Genomic DNA, 18,456 nt, shown 5'->3' on the forward strand with positions numbered 1-18,456 from the left:
GCTGTAGAACCGGCGCTTGGGGGCTTGGGTGATGCGAGTCTCGCTCGCCATGGTGTGCATGATGTTCATCGCGCACACTATCTCTGGATATCAGCAGTCCTTCAATGTGTGTTGGCCGGACGCATACGTTGGTTTTGCAGGAATTCCCGAAGCTGCGAGCGAATTTCGGGCATTTCGGCGATACGGCTCTTGTTGAAAATGGATTGACTCGAGCCCAGGCGTTCATGCAACTGATGAACAGCGACGCAATGAAGTCCGGAGCGTTCGCCTACGCAGACGCAGGATACTTTGTGGAGGTGATGGGGAGCCAACCAGCGATGTTAGATGACCTTCGCCAGCTTTACGACCAAACGGCCGGAAAAGGTGCTGCGTCCTTGGCTAACCGGTTCCTGTATGGAACAGACTGGGAGATGACGCTTACGGAAGGCGCCGTCAACACCTACCTGCATCAATTCGTCAAACTTTTTCAGGAGCTTGAGAGTCGGCCGGCCATTAAATCGCAAAGCCTCACGGGCTTGTCGTCGAAGTTCTTCGGTGAAAACGCTGCGAATTTTATTGGTTTGCGCAAAGGCAACTCAGCCCGTAATCGCTTGGATACCTTTTATGCGAGGAACTCCGTGCCGACGCCAGACTGGGCTGAAAAAGTTGACAGGCATTGACATCGGGCGAGGCTGAGGAAAGGCGATTCTCGCTCATAGTTCGGTCTCCAGGCCATTCACTGACAAATGAAAGAGCTTCTTGAGAATACCAACCATCGCAGAAATATGTCTTCAGTCCCACATATGTCCAACCATGGAGGTGAATGTGACAACAAGCATATTCCGGCGCTGCGCAAAGTTCGTGAAATTCAAAGCGATTACCGTATGCATCTGTCTGTCTGCTTGCGCTATCCATTAGTCCTCCCCCCCAAGTCGTACAAAAGGCGCTCGATGATTCCAAGGCATCTTCGAAATTGTTCACTGGCGTCATTGCGAAAGTTTAAGCGCCAATCATCTGACTTCCAGTCCTTCAAGCAGCTTCCAGCCGGTTTGCTGGACAAAGTCCCGGTATGGCATCGGTCTGCCGAGGCGCGCCTCGGCGTTATTGGGCAGGACGTATGCCCAGGCGCGTTTGCTGGTCTGGTCATAAACGAGCTTGAACAGCCTGGTCGGCACATATACGTTGTTGCGGCCCACCGTACCATGCCCCGCGTCGAACAATGGGCCGGAGAATACAAACACGTCTCCGGCCGCGCGCATTACATACTTGCGGGTGTCCTGCTCGACTTTGTTCCAAACCTTCTGGTTGTTCACCGGGTCTTGGGGCACCATGTTCGACAGCGCGAAGCTTTGAGCAATCGCGTTGGGGCTGGGTGCGTTGCCTGCCGCCGCCATGTGGCCACGGTCAAGGCCTGAACCCTTGAAGTCTTTCAAGTTCGAGCGCGCTGAATTTGGCAAACGCGGGTCGGGGTAAAAATTGTCCGTCCTCTTCTCTCCCTTTGCATCATGAAGCTGGTCGCTATTGAGTCGTTCAACAACCAGTAACGGGGTCTTGCTGAGACCAGAATGCAAGATTGCAAAGCTGTCAGAGCACAGGCCCCGTGCCTTCCACTCCGTCCCCACAGATTTGAGAGAAGTGGGATTTCCTCCCGGAAAAAGGTCCCGGCAACCTTCAAATGTTGAGCTTCTCTGCGATGGGGCATAGAGCGAAATCGGCTCGACATTCGTCCTTGCCCAAGTTTCAGGCAAGCAATAGGTAAGCGCTGCAGTTGCAATCAGCAACTTGCCGAGAATTTTTGTTTTCAATATTTTCCGCGCATTGCGCGATTTGTTTGGTCGCAGGGCGGTAAGGCCGCCCGCATGAGGGAAGGGGGAAGCTGTCTGGACTCTGAAATCAGAACAAGGCTAAGGCCATGCTCTTTGCATTGGTGACTTGCTCCGGAAGTTCAAACATCGACCACGCATCCAGGGAGTTCAATGTTTGAACGCTCAGATGCCAATTCGACATGAGTACTAAGTAAAGTTTGAGAGGCACTGGTCCGTGCAAACGTTGATAGCTGGGCGATTTCTGATTGACGCCTCACCAAAGGGCTGAGTCCCGCGAATCCATCAACCGCCTTTGCTGCCGATTGCGCAACCTTACTCCGATGACCCAAGCGACCACAATAACGGTGAGTCCGGCACCTACCAGGACTCCTGTTGAAACCCGACCGCTTGTCGCGCCAGACGTCCACAGCTCCACGGCCAAAAGCACGGCAGCCAATACGATTATTCCGATTACAAGTCTCATCCTTGTGCGTGCTTTCAATATTTCACTGATGACCATGATAGTCGGGTTCTTTGCTCTTTTGTGGGGGACAAGCATTCAGCACATCTGGGCCTTGAGCCCTCCGTTGTGCCTCCCAAATCGAAGCTGAATGAGTTCAATCAAGCCAATCCCAAGGGGGCCTGTTGCTGGCAAAATCTGTCGGCAAGCCATTGCGACCTTTGCTGCAGCACAACTGTGAGCTGCATGGAAGTTGCTGGCGCTCGACTGTCCGGGCTGCTCAATCGCACATTTCGATTTCGCTGTTTTTTGTCCGCAGTCGACCTTTGTCATTTTTGATTTGAGGATGAGACCATGCTTGAACTCCGCCCCGGATGTGAATGCTGCGACAAAGACCTGCCACCCGATTCTGTTGAGGCCCGGATTTGCTCATTTGAGTGCACGTTCTGCGTTGCATGTGCAGACAATATTCTCAAGGGGCGATGCCCCAATTGCGAGGGTGAACTGGTCACCAGGCCAAGGCGCCCAATTAGCAAACTTGCAAACAATCCAGCCTCAACGCAACGCGTCCACAAACCAGGTGGCTGTGTGATGACTGCATAGCCGAGCGACTGGCTCCACCGGATTGGTCGCGCCTGACGCTGATTCGCCAATGGGGTTGACGGTTAGACTTGACTCAATCATCACCCCCTAGCACGCAACATGGCCGGCCCCACCCCCGAATTTTGGCAACAACGTTTCGAGAACAATGAAACAGGTTGGGACCAGGGCAGTCCAAGTCCACAGCTGTTGGCCTGGCTGGATAGTGGTGAACTGCATCCCTGCCGTATCTGTGTCCCAGGCTGTGGCAGTGGCTGGGAAGTCGCCGAGCTTACCAAACGCGCCTTCGAGGTCACGGGCATTGATTACACCTCGGCGGCAGTGGAAAAGACAAGTGAACTGCTGCTCCGTCGTACGCTCAGAGCCGAAGTCATTCAAGCGGACGTGCTGAGCTATCAGCCGAAAAAGCATTTTGATGCCATCTACGAGCAAACCTGTCTGTGTGCGATTCATCCCGACCACTGGTTCCAATATGCCAGTCAGTTGCGGGAATGGCTGAAACCAGGAGGCAGTCTTTGGGTTTTGTTTATGCAGATGATTCGTCCTGCGGCAAGCGAGCAGGGTTTGATAGTGGGGCCGCCGTTTCACTGCGATATCAATGCCATGCGAGCCCTTTTTCCGGATAGCTACTGGGTATGGCCAAAACCACCGTACGCCAGGGTGCCCCACCCGAATCTTGCGCACGAATTGGGTCTGCAGCTCGTGCGTCGATAGGCGCCCGCGGGCAAGGCAAGAGTACCCCGCGAAGGTCATCCAAGTTGGAGTAGCTTGCTTTGCGTGCGTTTTTGCCGCAGGCATTGTTTTGTGCTTTGACCAGGTTCCGTTTCTGGTGGCCCGATTGCGCGTTCGTATATCTGAGCGGCTTGAGACGCCCGCCGTGCTATTCGTTATCGTGCCTCTCGGCAAGGTGGGTTGGGCGTCATCTGCCTATTCGGTGTAATGTTCTTTCGCGCTGCTCAGCAACGGCGACACCGGTGTCTTCCACGCCCCCAGCCCCTCAGGCCTACGGTAGGGCAAATAATTCTCCCCAAACCAGCCTGCCAGCAAATGTGTATTCGTGGCATCAATTCGCACCTTGGGCAACCAGATTGGCAGCAATTGAATAATGACGTGGCCTACCAGGGTGTCGACGAGCTCCGAGCGTCCGTCCGTCAATTTTGACTCCAGAGCGGTCCAGATAGCATACGTTCCGGGCTCAAGCTCTCGGAAGTGGCGCCGACCAGTCAAGAGAACTTCGGAGTTGTTGGCCTTGGCGAGTCCGGTGAGAACTGCAATCGCGCGCTTTCGGATGCGCTCGGTCTTGCAGAAAATGACCACCCGACGCAGGCGGCTGCCGTCTTTGAGCGTGCGACCAACCGAGCTTGCCAATGCCGCGAGGGAGGCTTCGCGGTCGGAGCCACGCTTGCTGCGGTCGACCTCCAGCCATATCGTGCCGCCGTTTTCGCCTTTCTCTGTGGCTACAGCGTCAGGGCGCAACTGAATCGTTCTGGTCTTATTGCCCTGCGTTGTAGTGACGGTCAATAGTCCTTGAATAAGCGGCTGGCCAGGCTTGCTGCTTTTATTCAAGTGCTGCAGGAGTTCCTGTTCCGTCATGGCATTGAGCCCGCGGGCTTCGCAAGCCAACGTCCAGAACTGCGCCCACAGGCGGTGCTCAGGGTTTGTCATGTCGCTCACCCGACGGACGGATGATGAGGCGTCGTGACCAGCTTCTTCGAGCCAGTCGACACCCTTTTGAGTCAGGCCATAAATTGTTTGAAACCGGTCACTGCGGTAGCGTCTCAGCAACTCGGCCTTAACCATGCCACGAACGGCGCGCTGGGCTGCCGTCAACGCGGCCTTGAATGGCCGTTCAGCGAAACAGCACACTGCGATGTCGATGGTTCGGATGACGCGGAAACGGTTGGCCGTCAGCAGGGCACGCAGCCAGATGCCTTGCTTCAGTTTCGTCGTCGACATGGTTGCGGCTAAACCCCGGGCCACTTTGCGTGGGGTGACTGTCTCCGTGGTCGCCGGTGCCAAGGAAGATGTTTTCTCGGTGTCGTGGGCGGAAGGGTGCTTCACCGAGTTGACTGGCGTTCCGCCCACCGTGGCAAGGGTTGATGCATCACCGGGGGCGGCGATTGGAGCCACTGTGTGCAGGTTGTTGGTTCCCTGTGGCATGGGCTTTGGTTCTCTCGTGGTTTCTTTCATGTTCATCGGCTTCGCGGTTGAGGTTTTCAAAGGCGCCAAATTCGGTGTTTTTCAAGGGTGGAATTTGGCGAGTTAAACCGTCTAGCTACCGCTATAAAACCGTGCCACCCAAGGTCAGAAGCCAGCACACCACGTGATGGCGAGGCCACTGTTGGTATCCGCGATGGTTGCCCGCACGGCTGACAGAGGGCAGGGGGCAACTGTGCTTTCCCCTCTGGCAGCCTCACCCGAAGGAGTTCGGGTGTCAGTCACGTTTTCGTCGCGACGTCCCTCAAAGCCACTGTTTCGTCTCTCGGCTTCGCCGGCGCAAGCCCGCCGCCGTCCCGAAAGACCTTCTTTCAAGGGAAAATGTTCTTTCGGGACGGCTTGCCCAACTGTTCTTTCGGCATGCCGTTTCTTCGTGGCTTACCCCAAGACCACATCAACTGTTCATCGGTGAGTCCCGGGGACCCCGAGCCACTTGCCGAGTGGTCGCTGGCGCGCCTCACTCCCTTTCATCGAGGTCGGCATGCGCAGGTACGGCGGCGGGCTTGCGCCGCCTACGCCGTCCCAGTCGCGAGCAACTCTGCCTTCATGTACGTCCCACCGAGAGCACTGCGACCCAGTTACGCAGCAGATGTATCACCGAGGGCTTCGGCTGAACACCTCACCGTCCGCCAGCTAGTGTCTCTGTGAACTAATGTTTGGTGCCATCAGGCCGGACCTTCTTAAAAACTGTGCCGAGCAATGGCGAGGGAACCTTCAATTCCCAATGGCAGTGTCTCATCAATGGTGCCTATACAAGGAGCGCATTTGCGCGTAACTCAGGAACCAACATGAAGTTTTTCACCAAGGCAACATCCCAATCAGGCAGGCGTGGTGCCAGGAATAGGTCTCGCATCCACACCGCCCTCATTCTTACCCCCTCCGAAGTGGAGTCGAATTTCCATCAGTTCGGCGAAGATGGATTGGCAAAAATCCGCGGCCGCTGGATGCTGCTGGGAGCCGTGAACGCAGACCTTTTTTCAAGGCTTGACGCCAACGGGGAAGATGACATCGCTGCCCAATTGCTCGTCCAGCCCGTCCCCTCCGGTGCGAAGTACACGGTTCTCACTTGTCAGCTGGGGTATTTCCAGCATCGGTTTGTGCTGCCAATGTATGAACCCAAAGTCGTCGATTTGTTGACAATCGCCAGCATGAGCCCGCTGAGCATCTATTTGGAGAGTACTGGCCAGGTACGGCAGGGTATGGCCTATGACTGTCCATTGCGGCCAATGAGTTTTCAGGAGGCAAGGTCAGAGTGCCTATCAATTTCTGCTGACAAAAAGAATGATTTCATCATCGAGTTTCCATCAGTCGTATCGGCACTTGCGTCGACCGAAAGCGTGCCAAGTTTGAATCGTGAAATCGTGCGCGACGTCGATGCTTCGTTCTATCTGCCCAGGCCAATTCGTCAAAGCTGAGTTCCCCCCGCTGGTAACGTGATTTCAGGTGAGCCCGTCCATGTACGGGCTCATTTTTTGGTGGCTATACAGGAGGCGCACTCCTGCGCATCAGGAACCAAATATGAACAAACCAGCTTTTTATCAGGAATCCCAGGGCTCGCGATTGGGTGCCATCAACGAACAGGCAACGCACTATTTCGCTCGTTTAATGACACCGCCGGAAGTCGCTGTAGCAACTCAGCGTCAGCCACCTGAAGTTCGACAGAAAACAGAGGGACACTGGGTATTGTGTGGCGATGTTTCGGGCCCAATGTTCAAACTCTTACAGAAAGTCCCCTCGAAGCAATTTCAGACTCGGCTCACAGCGTTCAACTCGTCTTCCGGTTTTGCGTATTGCGTTCTGACCCATCAAGTTGAGCGCCATCAGCATCGTTTTTTGCTTGGACTCACAGACCCTGCAGTCCGAACGTTTTTGGAGTCCATGACCACGACCGGAAAACTGACGTTTATGCTGGGGGACGATGATGGAAACAACGCACTTCTGTTCGAAAGCCCTTTGCTGCCAAACATGTTCATGCCTGTGCTCGCCATGGCGCCCGAAGTGAATCTGGAAACACAGCGGACCGCACTGAGCGAGCTACCATGTGTCCAGGCTGTCATAGGTAACCCGCTCCAGGTTCCCAGCCTACTGGAAGGATACTCAGTTCAATACGTCAGCGTTTCATTGCTGCTGCCAGGATTTTCCGTTGAACAGTACGAGGCCGCGATTTACAAAGCGTCTGGCGTATGAAAACCAATACGGCTCCCGGGCCAGTGTCGTTTGACTGTCAGCAAGAGCCTTACGGGGCTTTCGACTCAGACACAGGGATATTGGTACTGGTGGTGGAGGCCAGCTCAGAGATTGAAGCCTTGGCGCGTGTCGACTCTGTGGCGCCGTTGCTTGGGGTCCGAGGAGATTGCGAACTTCTTGTCGTTCAGATGGACCAGTTGCCAGCAGGTGTACCGACATTTTTGCAGGCATTTTTTGAGGCTGGGATGATTGGTTTCAACCGAGGTAATGTGGCGCCTGGTACCAGTACCCTTCAATAGCTTGATGTCAGTTTGATTTTGAATTGAGCCCACCGTTGCGTGGGCTCAATTTTTTCCACTGAAGAGGACATGGGCCCCGAATCAAACAGTATTCCTCTGGAAGCAAGGTCAGGCACTGGATTGCGAGACAGGCTGTCATGTTGCCGCTGGGCCGAGATGCTGTTCCCCTGTCCATCCAACGTGCAGCGGGTACCTATACGCACTGTGTCGATTGGACACATGAATAGGCCACCAAAATGAAGACATCAAAAAGAAGTGCGTCGCGAGCAAGAAGACGGGGAATCCGGCCAACAGGCAACTTCTGTCGAGCCATGCTGTTGAGCCCAAGCCAGGTCGCCAATTGTCTGGCCACTATGTCTGACAAGCAACGCGAACTATTGACAGTGCAGTGGCTCCTGACTGGCACTGTGAGCAAGAAGGGGTTTGCTGTTCTTGTTGCCAATACGACATGCGACCTGGTAACCGAAATCAAGACCTTGCAGAAACCTTCTGGCGCTGCATATGTGCTTATCTCCTGCCAGCTAGGCAATTGGCAGCATCGTTTTGTTCTGCCACTCTACGACGCCAGAGTTCGGGATTATTTGGCGGTTGATGTTCGTGAGCCCTTGAGCCTGCAGTTGAGCTGTGCCGGGAGCGAGGAGGCCTTTATTTTTGACCTTCTAATTCCGCGGCATGAACTGAAGTCAATCCTGGAAGTTGGTCGCATGATTGACCTGAAAGACAGGAACAGCCTATTTTGGGAGTGGGCCAATCTTATGGGCGACATGCTTGCGCCGGCGGGCATACCGAGTCTCTCAGCGACACACGTCGTTCGAGATGTCGACGTTTCAGCTCTGATACCGGAAGGGGCTGGCGTCCATTTCCACGATGAAATATGTCTGGAAGATGCAGCATGAAGAGAACCCAACAAATGAAACACGACTCGCCGTCGCCAATTGAGCCCATTCTCTTCGGCGGCTTTGAGCCTGCAACTCGGGCACTTAAACTGACAGTTGAGGCGCACTCATTGAAGGAAGCGCGGAACCGAATGGCGGCGGTGGCGTCATTGGTTGATATCAATTCAGTGGAGCAATTTGCGGTGCTGGTGCTGGAGAGACCGTCACGTACGGTGCCACTGTTCATGGACGGATATTTCCATGCAATCGGGATAGGCATGACAGGGGCAAGTCTGGCTTCCGTTTGTGGATTGGGCCTTTGAATTGATTGCAAGTTGATTTTGATTGAGCCCTCCGCTTGGAGGGCTCTTTCTCGAAGTGCCTCGACTGACCTTTGACGGACATGACCGGGCATTCGGACATAAGGCCATATTCGGGCGAGCGTGGTCTCAGACAGTTGGAACAGTTCCTCCGTCGATGACATATTCCGTGCCGGTAATGGATGCTGCGCGGCCTGACACAAGAAACCCGACAAGGTCCGCCACCTCTTTGGGTTTGGCAGGTCTGCCAAGCGGTATGCCTCCCAGCGAGTTCATTAGCGACTGACGGGCTTCCTCATAATCCGTCCCGCTGTTTCGCGAAATCTCGTTGACGAGTCCCACCGCCGCTTCTGTTTCAACCCAGCCGGGTGACACACGAACCACCCGCACGCCCTTCGGACTGACTTCTTTGGACAGGCTCTTGCTGTACGTTGAAAGCGCAGCCTTCGCCGCCGCGTAGGCGGTGGTTGCGTCAGCCAAGGGCAGTTGCCGCTGGATGGATGTGATATGCACAACCACGCCCGTGCCCTGGGCCACCATGTCAGGCAACAAGGCGCGGTCAATGCGGACCGCCGGATACAGATTAAGGTCAAGCGCCTTCTGCCATTCGTTCTCGTCCAGCACGGCGTAGCCGCCTGCCGGTGCAGACGAGCCGCCCGCTACGTGCACCACGATGTCAACGCCGCCCAATTGCTCTTTCACCGCCTGCGCTATCGCGGCACACCCAGTCACGGTTGTGATGTCGGCCGCAACGAATGCAGTTTCTCCGAAGTCCGCCGGGCGTGAGCGCGCCGTTGTCAACACGGTTGCACCCGCCTGGGTCAGTTGCGAGACCACTGCGGCACCAATCCCCTTGGTGCCGCCCGTTACCAGCGCCCGGCGGCCTTCGAGTTCGACCGGGTTGCGGATTTCAAGTGACGCGATGAGCTCATCCTTGAGCGTGAAGACATGCATCAGGTCGGCCACTTCACCGGGGAAGTTGCCTTTTATTCTTGTAAGGAGTTTCAGGGTGCCGCCAATTCGGGACACGCCGAGCGGCGTGAGTCTGTATTGGTACTTCGCTTCTCCCGCCAATTGCCAGGCTTTGATGGCTTCGAGACCAAGGAACGTCCCGCCTTCGTCAAGCACCACCGCATTGCGGTGGAAGCAATCGGCCAACAGGGATTTGTCCGGATTTCCCTTGGTCTCCAGGTAACGTGTTACGGCGTTTGGGGTAAGGTGGTTCATCAATTTTCCAATATGAGTTGCAATAGGGCGATTCTGGTCATATGCTCACCCAATGGATAGTACCCACCAAAAAGTAAGCGCTTCGAGTAAGGCCAAACGCAAGACCTACACGCCCCTGAGCGCGGCCATTGATGTCGAGGCGTGTTTCAGCATGCTGGAGGGGCGGTGGAAACTCGTCATCCTGTTCCACCTGTTTGGCGGGCAAATCCAACGTTTTTCCGATTTGGAAAGACGCGTGACCGGCATCTCACAGAAAATGTTGGCCCAGCAGCTGCGCCAGTTGGAGGCCGATGGCATTGTTGAGCGCACCGTGCATCAGCAGGTGCCACCTAAAGTGGACTATCGCATGACCGCCTGGGGCCAAGAACTCTGTCCGGCACTGGATGCGATGTTGAAGTGGGCCGAGCTGCGCGAGTCGCATAACTTGAGCCGGTAGCGGGATAAAGCAATCAAACGGCTCCAAGACGGATAGCATCTGCGGAAATTGAGTTCATGCATCCTCCGGAGACCAAAGTGCGCTGCGTGCACGGTGCCGACCGGCGGCCAGAAACGGTCATTCAAAATCGCCTTGTCAGTCTCAATTTCCGACTCTGTGAGTCATTTCGGGTTAATTCCATATCCGCGAAGGAGTTGCCAAACAGTGTGCTGGCTGCTCGGAAGCGACGCCGAAAAACCGCATTGCCGGGTTACCGATTCACCGCATTGCCTTGTGATAGCAGCGAAGTATCAACGATGTCATTCGCAACGGGGCGTTGCGAACAAACGTGGGAAGCCACTGCGGCGAATTCATGGCAAAACGGGTAGACCACCGAGTAAATGGACGAAGCCAACTGGTCGATTCAACAAAGCGACGCTTATTCAACATGGACATCAAGCAGTTTGCTTGCCTCAAGGTAATATAGTCTCGTCAGTGAGCGTGGCACGAGTCCTGCACCAAGTGTGCGCTATTTGGTTTCGTACAGCGCTCTGAGCTGGTCGGCGGTGGGTGGATGGTCTTCGAACAACTCGCCCTCGCAGGTGAGCACACCATCCTCGATTCGGTAGATGGTGGTGTGATGCACGCTGCCGCCGAATCCTTTCGTGGACACTGCTTCGGCCGCATAGACGTTCTTTTCACCCGCGAGAACCCAAATCGGTTCAAATCCTGCGTGCTCGAGTCCTCGCAGGAAGAAATCTCGAGATATCACGCCGGCGCTCGGACCTCGAGTTCGCAAAGAGGGGTCAACCATGCGCGCGATGTCATTCGAGTCCACGTACTCAGGCGCCTTACCGTTGCGCAGCCTGAGGCCCAGCATTCGCATGAATCCGGCAGATGGAACGTGCAGCGTGAAGTTGGCTTCAATCGAGTTGTCCGAGGACAGCGCTTCGGCAGTCAGCCTGCTGATGACTCCTGTACAGGGCGTCTTGAAGTCGCCGAATTCGAAAGACTTGAGTTCAAGTGTCTCCTCGTTGTCACGCCAACCGTGCTCTCCCAAGAAACACGACAAGCTTTTGTCCGCAGGCAAACGGCTGCTGTCGCCTCGGTGTTTGCTCAATAGCTCTTGAGCGAGCTTCCTACCGTTACCGCGAGCCGTCACAAGGCAAGTGATGTGCGACCAAGCGTCCGAATGGTTCCTTTTGTTCTGGCCAGGAACGCGCCAGTGCCGAAACCCGTCGAGGACGAGCCACTGCTGTCCATCGGGGCTGTTGACTTCGATTTCCTGCGGGCCGTTGCATAGGTCCGTACGCACCTGCAGCCAAGCAAGAAGTACCTCTGTTGCCCCCGCAGGCAGCTGCGGCTGGGTCGGCGTCCACCAAGTCACCGGCGTCGACGCCCAACCAGTCTCCCGTGTTCGGCGAAGTAGCAATGAGGGGTCGATGTCCCGTATCATGGACAGACTCTGCGGACCCAGCGCGAAGGCGTGTAATAGTCCTCGGTCTTGAAAGGCGTTGACAGTCAGGTTATCTGTGACTCTAGCAGCCGCTTCTGCCAGCGCGATGTGCTGGTACTTCTTGCCCATCCGCTCCACACGGTGCTTGCCCATTCGCTCATGCGAGATGTGACGCCCATTGTCAAACGCCGAGAACAGTTGCGGGGTCCATCCGAGCTGATGAGCCCGTGCGCACACCCAGCGACGCACCGTCGCGTGCTCGACGTCCGGCGGACCAATATCCTCGCTGTTCATCCGGGTGGACTCCAGCAGGAAGTATTCCGGGAAGTTTTCATACTGCTGAAGCTCTTGTGCATCCAACTCGGCGCGAAACGCTCGGTTGGCCGCTTCCAAAGATGCCCATAGGCGGTTGGCCGCCTCCTGTGTCTCCTTGCTGAAAAAGTTAGCCATCGCAGTCCCGTGCTCCCGCACCCGGCAGTCCCGAGCAGCTCTTTGGACGGCGACATAAGCCTCTTGCTGCTTCGGTGTTGCCGCAGCGAAAAACTGGTTCTCCCACTCGTCGAAGAGGTCTTTTGTGGTTCGGCCCGCAAAGGCCCGCGGCATCTGGGTGATGTCGTGGAGCCAACTGCGGACAGTGTAGTTGCCGAAGTCCCCGTGTTCACTGGTCGACGAGACGATGGAATCGTGGAAGCCTCCTTCTTTGAAACCCTCGACATCGTCTTTCGTGACGGTATCGAGGGGCCAATCGGAAGTGAAGCAAGTTCGACATGCATCCAGCTCCACCTCGGCCGGCAGTTCGCCCACAGCGTGCGCGTACTCCAGGATGCCAAGCGCGTAGTCACGGGATAGCAGGTGCAGGGGCGGCCGCGTGCCCGGAGCGAAGAACTGTTTCCACACCGCTTCCGCGACGGTCTTGCAGCCCTGTCTGTCCGAGCCTTGCATTAAGGCGCCATAGCATGCTGCAAGCAGCCTTTCGGTGATGTAGGGGTCGTTAACTCTTTCGAACCTGTCAAGGAGGGCGGCAGCAATACTGAGGTTCACGTAAACCAAGTGCACAAGGCCCTTGGTCGCCAAGTCCCGCACGGCGCGATTTGGAGATGACAGGAACCACGTGAGTGCAACACCCGCCAAGTGACGGCGCTCAGGTTCGACAGCTTCGGGTTCGACATGCCACGCCCAGTCGATGAGCGACTCCACAGGACTACCGTCTGCCAAGTCGTCTTCAGCCAGGAACATGGACCACCCGGCGTCGCGCTCCGGCAAATCCAACGCCATGAGGCGCTCGTGCAGGTACGAAGCGTTGAAGCGGTTCACAGGTTCGGTGCAGACCAGCAGCAGGGCACCGAAGGCACTCTTTCCATGTGCTTGGGCGATTTCCCCGACCCAGCGCAGCGTGCCTTGCGTGAAGGCCTGCGGCTGACGCCACGCAATTGATGCTTCGAACGCGGCGACTAGGCTCTGGTCGTCCAACGCGCCTTCGGGGAGGACATCGAAAAGCTCAAGGCCGAAGCCTTCGGGTAGCTGGATAGCCAGCGCTTCGATGACGCCACCGTACGACCGGGACGCGTCTTGCTCGACATAAGCGGCCAATGGTTCGCGCTTAAAGGAGCCGGCAACGTCCATGTTGTCCACATACGTGGACAACAAATGCTTGGCGCGGAGGTGGTCGTACAGTCGCTCAAAAGTGAATCGGACCGTTTCCAAAGCATCCTCTTTGCCTCTGACGAAATCGAGCGTCAGCACCCCCTCTGAGAGGAATTCTGCAAACAGGCTACGGTCGGCTCGTCCAGCGGACGGCAAGTAACGCTCGAAGAGTTCCAGCGCTTGCTCCTTGGAAATGACTCCTTGAGCGTCATTCGCAGCGCATGACACGAGGAACGCGTCCAGCGCCTTACGCGGAATATTCTGGTGGTAGTCAAGCTTCAACGCTTGCTCAACCTTTTCAGTGACCGCATTCATGAAGAAGTCAAAAAGCTGAGTGATGCCCGTCAAACCCTTGGGAAGCTGCTTGAGTCCTCGTGCCTCCAGGAAGTCGCAGCAGGTTCTCAGGAAAAGTGGGTTCTCGAACTCTCGCATTACGTTTGGTGCACTCGGCCTAGAAATCCCGCGGCGGTCGAGGTATGCCTTAGCTGCTTGTGCAGAGTGCTTCGCAAAGCCCGTGTGGGTCACCTTGGGCAGCCCCTTGAGCGGGAAGTACCGCAGATAGGTGCTGCGCACAGTCATTGCGACGACTACTCGGGGAAATCTCTCGATGGTCGCCAAGAACCCGGACAGTCGGTTCGCCCACAGCTGGATTCCGTGGCGCTCATTCAGCGCATCAATGGCAATCACTGCCCGGCAACCCGCCGCCTCTGCTGCGGCATCCAAGGCCCCCAGAAAATCATCGGTTGAGAGCGCAGAAACATCAAGCTGTGTGCGAATCTGCTCCCACGGGTCGTTTTCGTCCATCGTACCCGTGAGCACCAGAACGCACACCCGCTCTTGTGCGATTTGGCTTACCCCAAAGTCGCATAACAGGTGCGACTTACCAATACCTGCTGGCCCCGTCACAACGAGCACACGTTTGTTTACCAATTGCCAGGCATCTTCCACAAGGGCGGTCTGGACCACGCCGATTGCGCCGTACAGTTTGTAGAGTTCGCTGAAGACGACAGAGCGGTCGGGGCTCACTAGGTCCACACATCTATCTAGAGCATCGCGGACACCGTGCTCGGCTGTCAATGCGGCTTTCGACCACGAGTCAGTCGGCACGGGCGTGTCTGGTCCGACAGGAGGCACGGCAAGCCAATCGGTCAGAGGCACCACCGCTCCATAAAGGCCTTCGCTGACCGCATCCTTTTTGCGCAAGCGTAGACTGTGCGTGACATTGTCCAGTGCGCTCGTGATTTCCGCCGACCATTGCCGAGGCTTCTCCAGTAGCTGCGAGTCACGGGAAATCGACTGCAGAACCTTCTGAATGGGAAGGTCAACGTGACTTTCTGGCGTGTACCTTTCGCCCAAATTCTTGCGCTGGGCATCGAACTTCACTGCAAACCATTCCGGGGTCAGTCGGGTTGCATCGAACCAAAATCGAAGCCGACCAGAGTACAAAGGGTGGTTGCGCCCGAGTCGCTCGCCGAAGCTGCTGGCGCTCCAAAGCTCGATTTCAAGGGTTCGCCCTTCAGCTTTAGCTTGGTCGATGCGCTTCGTGCGCCAAGCCTCATAACGCTGGACCTCGCTTGAGCTTTTCCCGAGCCGGTTGTCGCGCAGGTCGACGGGCAGGCACAGGATGAATGTGTCAAGCAAGGGGTGAGCGGCAAGCGCACGAGTCAGTGAGTCGCCGATATCATTTACCTGCGTGTTGCCGAACCCATCAAGGAAGTACTTGGCTTGCCAGCCGACTTCCCGCCTGCTCAAGTACCGGCGATAGCACTCGAGGCCCTGGTCCGCTCCGGGACCCTTGCGGATGAATGTCGAACCCGGCACTGGTTCGTCCAGGGCTGCGAGTTGGCAGCATAGCTCCTCGAACCCGCCGGCTTGGGTGCCGCGATGTTCTCGTATCCGCCGAAAGTCAACTGCCGGTTGTGCCATCCAGCTCCTCGCCACCTTAAACATCAAGACATTCCTCCTGTCTACCATTCTCGTCGAGATGTTCAGCTCACAACCGGATGTGTCGCGCCTGCAGACTCTCATCATGATGGAATGTCTATTGACGGTGGTCCCGGTTGTGGCGGTCGCCGGGGACAGTGGTTTCTTCTTTTTTAAAGTCGCGGCGTGGTCGACTGGTGCTCCACCTTGACCTGTTTTAATTCGATTTCCGGACTGCTCACAGAACGCTTAACACGTGCTTATTGAAGCGAAGGAAGTCCATCCCCCCCCGCACTCCCAAAATGATGCGCACGTCTCGGACCCGGATTTCGTAGTCAATACGGCATCCCGTGACACTGGTGACTACACCCCTGTATCACACGATACAAAAGGAAGTTCACCATGCACATCAAACGCCGCGGAACCCGCGCCTTGCTTTACCGTTCTTTCTGGGTGCCCAAGGGCGCCGCAGGCAACACCCACGGCTATTCCACCCAGACTTTTGTCGGCAGCCTGTCGCTCGACGCAGAGACCTTGCCTCCTGACTTTGCAAGCAAGTTTTCTGAGGCCGAGGTCAGTTACCTTGAAAACAAGCTTTTCCAGCCTGCAAGACTGGCTGCAGAGCAAAAGAGGAGGGCGGTCGAGTACAGGGCTACAGACCCGATGTGGCGATTGGACGAAGCAGCCCGTCTTTCGCTGGAAGCCGCTGTTTGCAGTGAACGCGCCGTTGTGCCCAATACCAAGGTCGCTGCAATTCATGCCGCACTTGCAAAGGTGAGAACCATTACCCCGGTTCAATCGGGACCAAAGACCGTTGTCACCCCTGCATTACAAATTGCAGAGTCTGGCCGGTCAGACCCTCTGCGCGACGCGCTGATTGCAATCAAGGCGGCGCGCGATGCCGTCATGGCCGGGCGTTACGGGACAGCCCCAGCCGAGGGAGTTCGCAATACCCACCCGTACAAGCTTTGGACTGATATTTTTGAAGCTATTGAAGGGAGCGCTGGCAACAGTCTCATGCGGGCGTTGCAAGCCAAAGGATTTGTCAAAACCAGAGAAGTCAGGCGTTAATTGAGTTCAACCGTGGAGCGTCCGCCAGTGGTGCAGGCTAGACAGGTGGCGTTGGAACTCATACTGGAGAATATCGCCCCGCGGGCTTGACTATTCAAGCTGAATCGAGAGCTGTGCCTCGCTGACTTCCTCCACTGCCGGGGAGTCCTCTTCCAGCGCAGTCTCGTTGCGACGCTCAATATAGCCCCAGGCTTTCTCTTGCTTTGAGTTGGTGGTGCTAATTTGATAGAACACCTTGCCAAGTTGGAACCCATCCAGAACTTCATGTACAGCATAATTGTCATCACCTCCGAGCAGTCGGAGTTGGCGGCTTCCCGTATCGGGGCGCTCAAACAGTGACTGACCAATGTACGCTGTTGGCATGTCGTAGGGCTTATCTGTGCCGACAGTGCGGGCGGCCTTAATGTGTTCACGCTTTCTTCGGATGACTTCAATGGTCATGTCCAGACACATCGCCGCGTTCTCTTGATTTGCGTTATTTGCGATGTATGAGGCACGATGGCGAAGTAGCCACTCCGCATCTTTTTCAAGCCGGACAACCTCCGGTGTAAGTCTTCGTATGTTGCTGAGTGTTTGTGTGTTGATTCCCCACTCAAGCGCGTTTACGCGCCAAGCCTCGTAGTCCAACTGTACGAAGTCAAATGGCGTCTCGACGTTCTTTGAAATCCACTCGGCATTCTTCGTCCAATATGGAGCTTTGCGTCCACCAAAAAACATGCCCATGAGGCCGAATCTTGGTTTGCCGTCATTCGGCTGGTCTTTGAACTGATAAATGCAATAGTCCAGTTCAAATTCAAGAAAGAAGGCTTTGCGCGTTGCAACTAGGCAGTCAAAAAACTCCCGCTTAATGAGGCATGCAGCGGCGTGCTCCAACAAATCCCGTTGTTGCCCTTCAGGGACTAACTCCGTCAGGAATATCTCGCGCAATGGCTTTCCCACTGCTGAAGTCAGTATTGAGTCCACGGCAAACTTGGCGGTATTAAGGTGCCCCTGGACTGTGATGGGCTCCATGACTTGCCCATAGTGCTTTGCGGCCACCCTAAGTTTATTCATCGCCTTCAAGGTGCCTGACTTCGGCACCTTGATGCCAGTCTTGCCTAAGGTTGCAATCATCGCGTCGAAGTCGAGTTTCTCCACCGCCTGGACTTCGTCGACATTCTTCTCGCGGAGTGTTGCCAGGAACACGAGCTCCACCGCATCTTGCAAGACGATGAGGCCTGCGGTGGCCATGTAGCGGTCTCCGAGCGCACAGTGGCGTTCAGCTTGCTCAAGCAACGTGCGTGCCGTGATGAGCGTTTGTAGCGTCGACTCTTTCATTTGGGACTTCCTTTGGCGGGTAGGCACGGTCGCTCAGAACTGGACTATGCGTAAGAGCGGCGTGGTGGCGACGACAAACACTCCCACATTCACGACAACTGTCGCCCAGAATGCGACGCGAAAAGACTCCTTGCTCGTCTTATGTCGAAGCGTCTGCTGAGCAACGATGGCGCCTGGCCAGCCACCAAACATGCCGAGCATGAGCAAGGTCGTCTCGGGTATTCGCCATTGACCGTTCTGCGCCGCAGTCTTGTCCAGCCAGTAGGCCGTCGCGCACACGACGCTCATCACCATATACCCGAGTGCCAGGTATGCGGAGATTCCCCTTACTACGGTGACAAGCAGGAGGGCCAATGTGAAGCCTGTCAGCACAATGATGCTTGCATTCCCCCATGGCGCTGATGTTCTACTTGTCGTTCGCGAGCCAGAGCGGGCTGGACGTACCAGCATGACATTTTTCGCTCGCTTCTTGCCATCGGTGGCCAGTTCGACTTCGAAGGTGACTTGCAGGTTCGGGACAGGCCTTCCCGTACCTGCCGGAAATGCCTTGATATGAACAAAGATTTCCTGGCCACCTTGGGTGGGCTCAATAAAGCCAAAACCCCGGTCATCGTTCCATATTTTGACATGTCCATTGAATCGCATTAATTGGTACTTAGAA

General features: G+C 55.9%; 16 protein-coding genes. 10 read left to right on the plus strand and 6 right to left on the minus strand.

Annotated elements, in window-relative coordinates; all coding sequences use genetic code 11:
• Positions 1-128: 128 nt before the first annotated feature.
• Complete coding sequence (locus C5P05_RS10920) at positions 129-659, plus strand: hypothetical protein (protein ID WP_157979289.1); 531 nt, start codon at positions 129-131, stop codon at positions 657-659.
• Between the two features lie 330 nt (positions 660-989).
• Here C5P05_RS10920 and C5P05_RS10925 read toward each other — a convergent pair whose 3' ends face one another.
• The gene (locus C5P05_RS10925) at positions 990-1,784 is read right to left on the minus strand and encodes a DNA/RNA non-specific endonuclease (RefSeq protein ID WP_198674696.1); all 795 of its coding nucleotides are present in this window, start codon (positions 1,782-1,784) and stop codon (positions 990-992) included.
• A gap of 814 nt (positions 1,785-2,598) precedes the next feature.
• Here C5P05_RS10925 and C5P05_RS10935 point away from each other — a divergent pair.
• Together C5P05_RS10935 and C5P05_RS10940 are read left to right on the plus strand one after the other, a co-directional pair.
• A complete protein-coding gene (locus C5P05_RS10935) occupies positions 2,599-2,847 on the plus strand; it encodes a DUF1272 domain-containing protein (protein ID WP_114969877.1) in 249 nt (82 codons plus the stop codon).
• A gap of 99 nt (positions 2,848-2,946) precedes the next feature.
• Positions 2,947-3,558, plus strand: coding sequence for a methyltransferase domain-containing protein (locus C5P05_RS10940; RefSeq protein ID WP_114969878.1), 612 nt, complete (start codon positions 2,947-2,949; stop codon positions 3,556-3,558).
• A gap of 213 nt (positions 3,559-3,771) precedes the next feature.
• Here the strand turns inward: C5P05_RS10940 and C5P05_RS10945 are convergent, their stop codons facing one another.
• Positions 3,772-5,034, minus strand: coding sequence for a hypothetical protein (locus C5P05_RS10945; RefSeq protein WP_232834440.1), 1,263 nt, complete (start codon positions 5,032-5,034; stop codon positions 3,772-3,774).
• 815 nt (positions 5,035-5,849) lie between these two features.
• On the opposite strand from C5P05_RS10945, the gene C5P05_RS10950 reads away from it, so the two are divergent.
• The 5 genes from C5P05_RS10950 to C5P05_RS10970 all read left to right on the plus strand — a co-directional run bounded on the left by C5P05_RS10950 (position 5,850) and on the right by C5P05_RS10970 (position 8,745).
• On the plus strand, positions 5,850-6,476 hold the full coding sequence (locus C5P05_RS10950; protein ID WP_114969880.1) for a hypothetical protein: 627 nt from the start codon (positions 5,850-5,852) through the stop codon (positions 6,474-6,476).
• 103 nt (positions 6,477-6,579) lie between these two features.
• Positions 6,580-7,248, plus strand: a complete 669-nt coding sequence (locus tag C5P05_RS10955; RefSeq protein ID WP_157979290.1) for a hypothetical protein — start codon at positions 6,580-6,582, stop codon at positions 7,246-7,248.
• A complete protein-coding gene (locus C5P05_RS10960; protein ID WP_114969882.1) occupies positions 7,245-7,547 on the plus strand; it encodes a hypothetical protein in 303 nt (100 codons plus the stop codon). Before C5P05_RS10955 ends, C5P05_RS10960 begins: the two co-directional genes overlap by 4 nt.
• A gap of 236 nt (positions 7,548-7,783) precedes the next feature.
• Positions 7,784-8,443 (plus strand): hypothetical protein, encoded by a 660-nt coding sequence (locus tag C5P05_RS10965; protein ID WP_157979291.1) that lies wholly within the window; start codon positions 7,784-7,786, stop codon positions 8,441-8,443.
• Complete coding sequence (locus C5P05_RS10970) at positions 8,440-8,745, plus strand: hypothetical protein (RefSeq protein ID WP_114969884.1); 306 nt, start codon at positions 8,440-8,442, stop codon at positions 8,743-8,745. The genes C5P05_RS10965 and C5P05_RS10970 overlap by 4 nt, the downstream gene beginning before the upstream one ends.
• Before the next feature lie 126 nt (positions 8,746-8,871).
• Here the strand turns inward: C5P05_RS10970 and C5P05_RS10975 are convergent, their stop codons facing one another.
• Positions 8,872-9,696, minus strand: coding sequence for an SDR family oxidoreductase (locus tag C5P05_RS10975; RefSeq protein ID WP_420130743.1), 825 nt, complete (start codon positions 9,694-9,696; stop codon positions 8,872-8,874).
• A 325-nt stretch (positions 9,697-10,021) separates the two neighbouring features.
• On the opposite strand from C5P05_RS10975, the gene C5P05_RS10980 reads away from it, so the two are divergent.
• Complete coding sequence (locus C5P05_RS10980) at positions 10,022-10,405, plus strand: winged helix-turn-helix transcriptional regulator (RefSeq protein ID WP_114969885.1); 384 nt, start codon at positions 10,022-10,024, stop codon at positions 10,403-10,405.
• Between the two features lie 508 nt (positions 10,406-10,913).
• Here C5P05_RS10980 and C5P05_RS10985 read toward each other — a convergent pair.
• Entirely contained in the window at positions 10,914-15,410 is a 4,497-nt protein-coding gene (locus C5P05_RS10985) for a hypothetical protein (protein ID WP_157979292.1), read from the minus strand.
• A gap of 399 nt (positions 15,411-15,809) precedes the next feature.
• Between C5P05_RS10985 and C5P05_RS10990 the strand changes: the two genes are divergently transcribed.
• Complete coding sequence (locus C5P05_RS10990; RefSeq protein ID WP_114969887.1) at positions 15,810-16,478, plus strand: hypothetical protein; 669 nt, start codon at positions 15,810-15,812, stop codon at positions 16,476-16,478.
• Positions 16,479-16,568: 90 nt separating this feature from the next.
• Here the strand turns inward: C5P05_RS10990 and C5P05_RS10995 are convergent, their stop codons facing one another.
• Both C5P05_RS10995 and C5P05_RS11000 read right to left on the minus strand, forming a co-directional pair.
• Entirely contained in the window at positions 16,569-17,795 is a 1,227-nt protein-coding gene (locus C5P05_RS10995) for a hypothetical protein (RefSeq protein WP_114969888.1), read from the minus strand.
• Between the two features lie 33 nt (positions 17,796-17,828).
• Positions 17,829-18,440 carry a DUF1294 domain-containing protein gene (locus C5P05_RS11000; RefSeq protein ID WP_114969889.1) on the minus strand — a complete coding sequence of 204 codons (612 nt, stop codon included), beginning with the start codon at positions 18,438-18,440 and terminating at the stop codon, positions 17,829-17,831.
• Between the last annotated feature and the right edge of the window lie 16 nt (positions 18,441-18,456).

This window comes from Rhodoferax ferrireducens, assembly GCF_003347515.1.
In the GTDB taxonomy this organism is placed as follows: Bacteria; Pseudomonadota; Gammaproteobacteria; order Burkholderiales; family Burkholderiaceae_C; genus Rhodoferax.